Below are 11,596 nucleotides of genomic sequence, written 5' to 3' on the forward strand. Positions count from 1 at the left end.
GGTGCGGCAGTTGCCGGACGGGTCGCTGGAGTATCAGGGCCGCAACGACGATCAGGTCAAGATCCGTGGCTTCCGCATCGAACTCGGCGAGATCGAGTCCGCCCTCGCGCGGCACGAAGCCGTGTCGCACAGCGTCGTCGTCCCCCGGGAATCCGGCGGCAGCCGCGCGCTGGTCGCCTACGTGTCCCCGACGGCGCGGTGGCTCGACGACGCCGCCCGGGAGCAGAACGCCGGGCTCCTCGACCAGTGGCAGCGTGTGTTCGAGGACCAGTACACCGGGTCCCTCGGGGCGGACACCGCGGACGACCTGAACCTGGCCGGCTGGGACAGCAGCTACACCGGCGAGCCCATCGCGGAGCGTGAGATGCGCGAATGGGTCGAGGGGACGGTCCGGCGCATCGAGGAGCTGCGGCCCCAGCGGCTCCTGGAGATCGGCTGCGGCACCGGACTGCTGCTCTTCCGCTACGCCCAGGACTGCGCGTCGGTCCACGCCCTCGACCTCTCGGCGTCGGCGCTCGGCGACGTCCGGCGGGGCGTGGCACGCCGAGGCTGGTCACACGTCACCCTGGAGCAGGGGGACGCCCTGTCCGTACGGCGCCTGGCGGAGGAATCCGGCGTCACCTTCGACACCGTGGTCGTCAACTCGGTCGCGCAGTACTTCCCGAACCGGCAGTACCTGGAAGACGTCATCGCGCAACTGCTGCCCCACGTCGAGGACGGCGGCCGCATCCTCATCGGCGACCTCAGGAACCTGGACCTGTACACGGCCCACCTCGGCGCGGTCGAGCGCGGCCGTACCGGTGGCCGCACCACCGCCGGAGCCATGGCCGCCCAACTGCGGTGGCACCGGCGGCAGGAGAACGAGCTGCTGCTCAGCCCGACGTACTGCGTGGGTCTGACCGAGCGCTTCCCCGAACTGGGCGCCGTCGATGTGCTGGCCAAGCGCGGGACGGGCGACAACGAGATGCTCGCCTACCGCTACGACATCGTCCTGACCAAGGGCGCCACGGCTCCCGCCGAGCCCTTCCCGTGGCTGGACATCCCCACCGCGGCGCAGTTGCGCACGCTCCTCGACAACGGCACTCCCGCCCGGTTCGGCGTCAGCGGTCTGGCCAACCCCCGCGTCGCCGACGACGTACGGCTCGCCGAAGGGCTGACGCGCTGGTCGCCCTCCCAGGAGATCGAGCCCCTGGTGGGCGGCGCCCGGCTGACCGCGCGGGCCGCCGAGGACGTGCGGGAGCTGGAAGCCGTCCTGCGCCACGCCGAAACGCTCGGCTACCGGGTGGCGCCCACCTGGTCGCAGGACCGGCCCGACACGCTGGACCTGGTCTTCGGCAAGGAAATACTGCCTCCCGTACGGGCGCGTGCCGCCTACCGCGCCGCCCACCTCGCCAACGTGCCGCGGATCGGCGACCTGGGCCCGGCCATGGCACGGACGCTGAAGGAACGGCTGTCCGCGGAACTGCCGGACTACATGGTCCCCGGTGTGTTCGTGCTCCTCGAAGAACTGCCCGTCACGGTCAACGGCAAGGTCGACAAGCGCGCGCTGCCCGCACCGGACGAGGACGCCGTGGCCAAGGAGGTCTACGTCGCGCCCACGACCGAGGCGCAGCGCACACTCTGCCGGGTACTGGAGGACGTGCTCGGTCTCGGCCGCGTCGGGATCGAGGACAACTTCTTCTCCCTGGGCGGGGACTCCCTGCTGGCCGTCCGCCTCAACCTGCGCGTGAAGGAGGAGACCGGCGTGGAACTGCCGCTCCAGCAGATCCTCACCGGCGCCACCGTGGCGAAGCTGGCCGAGTCCCTGGACCGGGAGCCGGCCGCTCCCGGACCCGAACCGGCCCGGCCCGCCACCACCGGGGACGACGGGCCCGCTCCGCTCGCCCTGCAGCAGCGGGACCTGTGGTTCCTCGACCGGCCCGCACACCTGGGCACGTCGTACGACAACGTGCAGCTCGCCTTCCGGGTCGTGGGCCGGCTGGACCGCGACGCCTACGTGCGGGCCGTCGAAGCCCTCATCGCCCGCCACGCGGTGCTGCGGACCAGCTACGTCCGCGCCGACGGGACCGTCACCCAACAGATGCACGACAGCGCCGGCTTCGCCGTGCGCGTCGTCGCCGCCGACGACGACAGCGCGGTCACCGAATGGCTCCGGGCCGAACGGCTGCGACCCTTCTCCCCCGACGACCCGTACGTTCTCCGGGCCCACGTCCTGACCCTGCCGGACGACGGGCACGTCCTCGTCCTCACCCGGCCCTGGGGCGTCTTCGACGGCTGGTCGGTACGGACCCTGCTCACGGAACTGCTCGCGCTGTACGGCGCGCTGAGCCAGGGCCGCGAACCGGCCCTGCCACCCCTGCCGCTCCAGTACGCCGACTTCGCCCGCCGGCAGAGCCGCACGGTCGACACCAAGGAACTCACCCGGCAGGAGACGTACTGGCGCCGCCGTCTGGAGGGCCTGCCGGCCTGCCTGTCGCTGCGCACCGACTACCGGCGGTGCCCCGTGAAGTCCTTCCAGGGCGCCACGGTGGACTTCGACGTCCCGCTCGACCTGCGCACCCGGCTCCAGCGGCTCAGTCAGGAGCGCGGCACCTCGCTGTACATGACCCTGCTGTCCGCGTACGCCGTGCTGCTGGGCGACCACTGCGAGGACCGGGAACTGGCGATCGGAACCCCCGTCGCCAACCGGCCCACGGCCGAACTGGAACAACTCGTCGGCTACTTCGTCAACATGGTCGTGCTGCGGCTCGGCATCGCACCGGAGCGCCCGTTCACCGACCTGCTGGCCCAGGCCAGGCAGGCCGTCGCCGAAGCACACGAACACAAGGACCTGCCGTTCGCCGACCTGGTCCGGGCCCTGGTGCCGGAGCCCGGCCCGGACCGCTCCCCGCTGTTCCAGGTGATGTTCAACCTGCTCCCGGCCCCGCTCCCGGCCGGCGACAGCGAGCCCGCGGCGCTCACCGTCGTCCCGCTGGACCCCGTACCCGGCTCCCGCACGGCGAAGTACGACCTCGCTCTGACCGCCCAGGAGACGGCGACCGGCCTGCGGTGCTCCCTGGAGTACAGCACCGACCTGTTCACCCGGCGGACGGCCGAGAGCATGGCGCGTGCCTACCAGCGGCTGCTGCGGGAGATCGTGGCCCACCCCGAAGCGGACCTGACCCGCCTGCGGGCCGGATCGGGCCGGACGCGAACGGATGCAGCCAGATGACGAACCGCCCCCAGCGGGCACTCCCGGCGGAGGAACCAGACGTGACCCCGAAGTACCCGACCGAGCGCGCGGTCGCCGTCGTCGGCATGTCCTGCCGGGTCCCGGGCGCCGCGGACCTCGCCGCCTTCTGGCGCCTGCTGCGCGACGGCGTGGACGCGATCACCGACGTACCGGACGGACGCTGGGACCTCGCCGGCGCCGACGGGACCCTGGACGGCCCGGGACAGCGGCGCGGCGGCTTCCTGGACCAGGTCGACGGCTTCGACGCCGGCTTCTTCGGCGTCTCACCGCGCGAAGCGGCGGCCATGGACCCGCGGCAGCGGCTGGCGCTCGAACTCGCCTGGACGGCACTGGAACACGCCGGCATCGTGCCGCGGACCCTGCGCGGCGGCTCCGCCGCGGTGCTGCTCGGCGCCACCGGCGACGACTACGCCACACTCGTCCACCGGCACGGCCCCGGCGCCGTGTCGCACCACTCGCTGGCCGGGCTGAGCCGGGGCGTCATCGCCAACCGGCTCTCCTACCACCTCGGCCTGCGCGGCCCCAGCCTCACGGTCGACGCGGCGCAGTCCTCGTCCCTGGTCGCCGTGCACCTGGCCTGCGAGAGCCTGCTGGCGCACACCACCGAACTGGCCCTGGCCGGCGGCGTCCACCTGAACCTGACGCCGGACAGCACCCTCGCCTTCGCCCGTTCCGGCGCCCTGTCCCCGGACGGCCGCTGCCGCGCCTTCGACGCGCGCGCCAACGGCACCGTGCGGGGCGAGGGCGGCGGCATGGTCGTCCTCAAGCGCCTGGCGGACGCCCTCGCGGACGGCGACCGGATCCACTGCGTGCTGCTCGGCGGCGCCGTGAACAACGACGGGGGCGGCCCGGCGCTCACCGTGCCGGACGGCGACGCCCAGCGTGACCTGCTGCGCGAGGCCTACGCCCGCGCGGGGACGGACCCGGCGCACGTGCGGTACGTCGAAGCACACGGCACCGGTACGAAGGCGGGGGACCCCGTCGAGGCGGAGGCCCTCGGGACGGTGCTCGGCCAGGGCCGGGACCCGGGGCGGCCGTTGCTCGTCGGCTCCGTGAAGACCAACATCGGACACCTGGACGGCGCCGCCGGGGTCGTCGGGCTGATCAAGGTGGCGCTGTCGCTGCGCCACGGGGCCCTTCCGGCGAGCCTGCACCACACCGAGCCGCACCCGGCGATCCCGATGGAACGGCTGCGGCTGAGGGTGAACAACACCACCGGCCCATGGCCGCCGGGCCCCCGCCTCGCCGGGGTCAGCTCGTTCGGCGTGGGCGGCACCAACTGCCACCTGGTGGTCGCGGCGGCTCCCGGCACGGCCCCGGCCACCGACGGGCCGAGCGCCGTCGGGAGACTTGAGGTGAGCCCCCGGGCCGCGGCCCCGCTCCCGGTGCCCGTCCCGGTGTCGGGCAGCACCGCGCAGGCGCTGCGCGCCCAGGCGGCACGGCTGCTGGAGTGGGTGACGTCCGACGCAGAGCTGACGCCGGCGGACATCGGCCACTCGACGGCCACCACCCGTACGGCACTGAAGCACCGCGCGATCGTCGTCGCCGCCGACCGCGCCGAACTGCTCGACGGACTGGCAGCGTTGGCCGCGGGCGGTCCCTCCCCGAACGTGGTGGAGGGCGTGGCCGCCCCCTCGGGGACGGCGGCGGGTGTGGTCTGGATGTTCCCCGGTCAGGGGCCGCAGTGGGCCGGGATGGCGCTGGAGCTGTGGGAGACCTCACCGGTGTTCGCCGCCCGGATGGACACCTGCGCGCGGCTGCTGGACGGACTGGTCGACTGGTCGCTGCGCGACGTGCTCGCCGACGAGGCCGCCCTGCTGCGCATGGACGTCATGCAGCCCGCGCTGTTCGCGGTGCAGGTGTCGCTGGCCGAGGTCTGGCGGTCGGTCGGCCTCGCGCCGTCCGCCGTGGTGGGCCACTCACAGGGAGAGATCACCGCGGCCTGCGCGGCGGGGATCGTCTCCCTGGAGGACGCCGTACGGCTGATGGCCGAGCGCGGCAAGGCCATCGTCGCCCGGCTGTCCGGACGCGGGGCGATGGCCCTGCTGGCCGTGCCCGCGGCCGACGTCGACCTGGAACGGGTGACGATCGGCGCGCTGAACGGCCCGGACGCGGTCGTCGTCTCCGGCCCCGTCGACGTCGTGCACGCCATGGTGGCCGAGTACAAGGCCAAGGGCGTGCGCGCCCGGATCGTCCCGATCGACTACGCCTCGCACTCGGCCCAGGTGGAGGAGATCCGTGACGCGGTCCTGCAAGCGGCCCGGCACGTCACGGCCCGGGACAGCGGCGTCGCGTTCTACTCCACCGTCACCGGCGGCCGCCTGGACGCGGACCGCCTGGATGCCGAGTACTGGTACCGCAACCTTCGGGAGACGGTACGTCTGGAGGACGCCGTCCGGGCCCTCGCCGAGGACGGGCACGGCGTGTTCGTCGAGGCCAGCCCGCACCCGGTGCTGACCATGGCGGTCCAGGACACCGTGGACCGCGTGTCCGGCGCGCTCGTGCAGGGCACGCTGCGCCGTGGTGCGGGAGGCGCCCGGCGGCTGCTGCTGTCCATGGCCGAACTGCACGTCCAGGGCGTCGCGCTGGACTGGCGGCCGATGTTCGAGGGCACCGGCGCCCGTACGGTGGAACTGCCCCCGTACGCCTTCCAGCGGCAGCCCTACTGGATCACCGGCGACAGTGCCGCCCCGCCCCTCTCGCAGCCGGTGGCGGCACCGGAGGCCGAGCCCGCCGCGACCCCGGCCGGCCCGGGGGAACGGGAACTGCGGGAGCTGGTCGGCGCGCAGACGGCGGCCGTCCTCGGGCACGGCGACACGGCGGACATCGGGCCCGACCTGACGTTCAAGGAGCTGGGGTTCGACTCGGTCACGGCGGTGGAACTCAGCAACCGGCTGAGCCGCGCGACCGGCCTGCGGCTGCCCACGACCCTGGTGTTCGACCATCCCACGCCCGGCGCGGTCGCGCGCCACCTCCGCGCCGGACTGGCGGGGGACGCGCCGGACCGCGGTGCCGACGCCGCGGCCCCGGACGACGACCCGGTCGCGATCGTGGGCATGAGCTGCCGGCTGCCGGGCGGTGTGGCGTCGCCGGACGACCTGTGGCGGCTGGTGTCCGAGGGGACGGACGCGATGTCGGCGTTCCCGGAGGACCGCGGCTGGAGCCTCGACGAGGCGAGCACGGGTGGCGTGCGGACGGGCGGCTTCCTCCCGGACGCGGCGGAGTTCGACGCCGACTTCTTCCGGATCAGCCCGCGGGAGGCGCGGGCGATGGATCCGCAGCAGCGGCTGCTGCTGGAGGCGTCGTGGGAGGCGTTGGAACACGCCACGGTCGCCCCCGCGACGCTGCGCGGGAGCCGTACGGCGGTGTTCATGGGCGTCATGAACCAGGACTACGTGCCCCGGCTGCACGAGACGTCGGAGAGCTTCGGCGGACACGCGCTGACCGGCGGGGCCCCGAGTGTGGCGTCCGGCCGGGTGGCGTACACGTTCGGGTTCGAGGGGCCGGCGGTGACGGTGGACACGGCGTGTTCGTCGTCGTTGGTGGCGTTGCACCTGGCGGCGCAGTCCTTGCGGTCGGGGGAGTGCTCGCTCGCCCTCGCCGGAGGCGCGGCGGTGATGTCCACACCCGGCATGTTCGTGGAGTTCTCACGGCAGGGCGGGCTGTCGCCGGACGGCCGGTGCAAGGCGTTCTCGGACGCGGCGGACGGCACGGGCTGGTCCGAGGGCGTGGGCGTACTGGTCCTGGAACGGCTCTCGGACGCGCGGCGCAACGGCCACCGCGTGCTGGCCGTGGTGCGCGGCTCGGCCGTCAACCAGGACGGCGCGTCCAACGGCCTCAGTGCCCCCAACGGCCCCGCCCAGCAGCGGGTCATCCGCGACGCGCTGGCGAGCGCGGGGCTGTCGGCGGCGGACGTGGACGCGGTCGAGGCGCACGGCACCGGCACGACACTCGGTGACCCGATCGAGGCGCAGGCGCTGCTGGCGACGTACGGGCAGGACCGTACGGAGCCGCTGTGGCTGGGATCGCTGAAGTCGAACATCGGCCACACACAGGCAGCCGCGGGCGTCGCAGGCGTGATCAAGACGGTGTTGGCCTTGCGGCACGGTGTGCTGCCGCAGACGCTGCATGTGGATGTCCCGTCGCGGCATGTGGACTGGTCGTCGGGGGCGGTCGAGCTGCTGACCGAGCAGCGTGCGTGGCCGGAGACCGGGCGGGCGCGCCGGGCCGGCGTCTCGTCGTTCGGCATCAGCGGCACCAACGCACACGTCATCATCGAGCAGGCGCCCACGGCCACCACCGCCGCACCGGAGCGCACCGCGGCGCCGGAACACCCCCTGCCGGTGGTGGTGTCGGGCGCGTCCGAAGCCGCGCTGCGCGCCCAGGCCGACCGGCTGCGGGAACGGGTGGCGTCCGACACGGAGCTGCGCCCGGTGGACGTCGGGTGGTCACTGGCGGCGTCCCGTACGGAGTTCGAGCACCGTGCCGTCGTCGTGGCCGCCGACCGGGGGACCCTCCTGGCCGGACTGGACGCGGTGGCGCGGGACGAGCACGTTCCGCACGCGGTCACCGGAGCGGCCCGCCACCCCGGTGACCGGGTGGTCTTCGTCTTCCCCGGCCAGGGCTCCCAGTGGGCCGGGATGGCGGCCGGACTGCTGGACCAGGCACCGGCGTTCGCGGAACGGCTCCGCGCCTGTGCCGCGGCACTGGCCGAGTTCGTGGACTGGGACCTCGAAGGCGTACTGCGGCAGCACCCCGGCGAGCCGACGCTCGAACGGGTGGACGTGGTGCAGCCGGCGTCCTGGGCGGTGATGGTCTCGCTCGCGGCCCTGTGGCGCTCGTACGGTGTCGAGCCGGCGGCGGTGGTGGGGCACTCCCAGGGCGAGATCGCGGCGGCGTGCGTGGCCGGCGCGCTGTCCCTGCGGGACGCGGCACGGGTGGTCGCCCTGCGGTCACAGGCGATCGCCGAGGGGCTGGCCGGCCTCGGCGGGATGGTGTCACTGGCGCTGCCCCCGGCGCAGGTGCGGTCCCGGATCGAGCCGTGGGCGGACCGCCTGGAGATCGCGGCGCTGAACGGCCCGTCGGCCACGGTGGTCGCCGGTGACCCGCAGGCACTGGACGAACTGCTGGCCGCCTGCGAGGCGGAGGGCGGCCGGGCCCGCAAGGTCCCGGTGGACTACGCCTCGCACACCTCCCACGTCGAGCTGATCGAGGACGAACTCGCCCGGGTGCTGGCGGACCTGGACCCCCGCCCCGCACAGGTGCCGTTCTACTCGACCGTCGACCGGGACTGGCTGGGCGAGGGGCTGGTGGACGCGGGCTACTGGTACCGCAACCTGCGGCAGACCGTGCACTTCCGGTCGGCCGTGGAGGCACTGGCCGGACAAGGCCACCGCACCTTCATCGAAGTCGGCTCCCACCCGGTGCTCGTCACCGCCGTCCAGGAAGTCCTGGACGGCCACGCCCGGACGCCGGCCCCGGCCGTCGTCTCGGGGACGCTGCGGCGCGGCGAAGGCGGACTGGACCGGTTCCTGACGTCCGTGGCGGAGGTGTGGACGCGCGGTACGGCGGTGGACTGGAGCCGGGCGTTCGCCGGCGCCGGAGCATCCCGCATCGACCTGCCGACCTACGCCTTCCGGCGCCGGCGGTACTGGCTCGACGCCAAGGCCGACCAGCCGCTGCTGGGACGTGCCGTGGAACTCGCCGACGGCGACGGCACCCTCCGCACGGAACACCTGTCGCTCCGGACCCGCCCCTGGCTGGCCGACCACCGCGTACGGGGCCGGATCGTGGTGCCCGGAACGGCGCTGCTGGAGATGGCCCTGTGCGTCGGCGGCCTGGTGGCGGAGCTGACCCTGCACACGCCGCTGGTCATCCCGGAGCGGGGCGAGGCCGAGGTGCAGCTCCGCGCGGCGGCACCCGACGAGACGGGCCTGCGCGCGGTCCGGATCCACGGCCGCGTCCGCGGTGACGGCGACGGGGAATGGCAGTTGCACGCCACCGGCCGCGTCGGTACGGACACCGGCGGCGCACCGGGCGCCACACTGACCGCGTGGCCCCCGCCCGGGGCCACCCCGATGGACCTCTCGGACTGGTACGACCGGCTCGCCGAACGCGGCCTGGAATACGGCCCGGCGTTCCGCAACCTCCAGGCGGTCTGGCGGCACGGTGCCGACCTCCTCGCGGAGATGGCGCTGCGGGACGAGGCGGGCCCCTTCCACGTACACCCCGCGCTGCTCGACGCGGCACTGCACCCCCTGGTGCTGGAGGCGGGCCCCGGCCCGCTCGTGCCGTTCTCGTGGTCCGGCGTGCGGCTGACGGCCGTGGGCGCGTCCCGGCTCCGGGTGCGGATCAGCCCGGCCGGTGAGCACCGGGCGTCGCTGGCCGTCACCGACGGCAGCGGGATCGAGGTGCTGACGGTCGCATCCCTCGCCCTGCGGCCGCTGGACGCCCGGCGCTTCGACCCCGGCCTGTTCCAGGTCGAGTGGCGGGAGGCCGCCGCGTCCGGCGGTCCGGTGGCCACGGACACCACGACGGACGTGCTGGAGGTGACGGCGGACGAGGCGACGACACACGGGACGGACCTGCCGGACGCCGTTCACGCCACCGCGCAGTCCGTCCTGCGCGACGTCCAGAAGTGGCTGCGGGACCACGAAGACGGCACATCGCGGCTGGTGGTCCGTACGCGGCGGGGCGTGGCCGTGGAGCCGGACACCCGTATCGACCTCGCCGCCGCCACCGTATGGGGACTGCTGCGGGCGGCGCAGACGGAACACCCCGGCCGGATCGTCCTGCTGGACTCCGACGGCACCGGCGGACCGGCGGCCGATGCGCTGGACCGGGCCCTGGCGACGGGCGAACCGCAGCTCGCCCTGGCCTCCGGCCGGGTCCTCGCGCCCCGGCTGGCGCGCGGCTCCGTCCCCGTACCCGACCCCGGCCACCTGCCTCTCGGCACCGGCGGAACCGTCCTGATCACCGGCGGGACCGGTGGACTCGGCGCCACCGTGGCCCGGCACCTGGTGACCGCGCACGGCGTGCGCCACCTGCTGCTCCTCAGCCGCGGCGGCCCGGCTGCCGACGGCGCGGCCGACCTGGTCGCGGAGCTGACCGCGGCGGGCGCCACCGTCCGGGCGGCCGCCTGCGACGTCACCGACCGGGCCGCGCTGGCGGAGGCCGTCGCGGCCATCCCGGCGGCGGCGCCGCTGCGGGCCGTCGTGCACGCGGCCGGGGTCATGGACGACAGTGCGGCGCTGTCGCTGACGCCGGATCAGCTCACCGCGGTCCTCGCCACGAAGGCGGACGCGGCCTGGCACCTGCACGAGCTGACCCGCGACCTCGGCCTGTCGGCGTTCGTGCTGTTCTCCTCGGTCTCGGCCACGATCGGCCTGGCCGGACAGGCCAACTACGCGGCGGCGAACGCCTTCCTCGACGCGCTGGCCCACCACCGGCGCGGCCTGGGCCTGCCCGCCCTCTCCCTGGGGTGGGGCCTGTGGGAACAGCGCACCGGCATGACCGGCCGGCTCGGCGACGCCGACCTGCGGCGGATGCTCCGGATGGGGCTGCGGCCCCTGCCCACGGACGACGGGCTGGCCCTGTTCGACCTCGTGCTCGGCGCGGACCGGGCGCACCTGGTACCCGCCCGGTTCGACCGCTCCGGAGCGCGGGAAGCCGAACTGCCCACGATGCTCCGCGGGCGGCCCCGGCCCGCATCCGGGCCCGGCCATCGGCCCGTCCGCGCCACCGACACGGCGGGCGCCGGAACCGGCGGGCCGACGCGGACCTTCCGCGACCGGCTGCTCACCTTGCCCGGCCACGACCGGGAGCCGGCGGTGCGGCGCATGGTGCAGACGGAGATCGCGACCGCGCTGGGCCGGCCGGGGACGGGCGACGTGCCCTTCGACCGGGGCTTCACCGAGCTGGGCTTCGACTCGCTGACGGCCCTGGAACTGCGCAACCGGATCGGCGCCCTGACCGGTCTCACGCTGGCCGCCACGGTCACCTTCGACCACCCGAGCCCGGCCGCACTGGCGCGGCACCTGCTGGAACGGCTCACCCCGAAACAGCCCCCGAACCAGCCCGCGGCCCCACCACAGGCCCCCGACGCACCACCGGCCCCGGCCGCGCCGCCGGACCCCGGCACGCCCTCGGTCCTCGCCGGCCTGGACCTGCTGGAGGCGCGGCTGGCCGCCGTCGGCGACGACGCGCTGCGCTCGGCCGTCACCGCCCGGCTGTGGGAGCTGCTGGCCACGGTGACCGCCGAGGACACGCCGGAGCCGGTGCACGACCAGGAGATCGCCGCGGCCGACGCGGACGAACTCTTTTCCTTGATCGACAATGAGCTGGGAAGGCCCTGAGAACATGAGC

General features: G+C 74.6%; 2 protein-coding genes. Both read left to right on the plus strand.

The window, feature by feature from the left end; genetic code table 11:
* On the plus strand, positions 1-3,211 hold a 3,211-nt coding region (locus tag ACH4EB_RS33070; protein ID WP_398351917.1), incomplete at its 5' end, for a condensation domain-containing protein.
* Positions 3,212-3,252: 41 nt separating this feature from the next.
* Positions 3,253-11,586 carry an SDR family NAD(P)-dependent oxidoreductase gene (locus tag ACH4EB_RS33075; RefSeq protein WP_398351919.1) on the plus strand — a complete coding sequence of 2,778 codons (8,334 nt, stop codon included), beginning with the start codon at positions 3,253-3,255 and terminating at the stop codon, positions 11,584-11,586.
* The last annotated feature ends 10 nt before the right edge of the window (positions 11,587-11,596 follow it).

Source organism: Streptomyces sp. NPDC018045, from assembly GCF_044327445.1.
Taxonomy (GTDB): Bacteria; Actinomycetota; Actinomycetes; order Streptomycetales; family Streptomycetaceae; genus Streptomyces.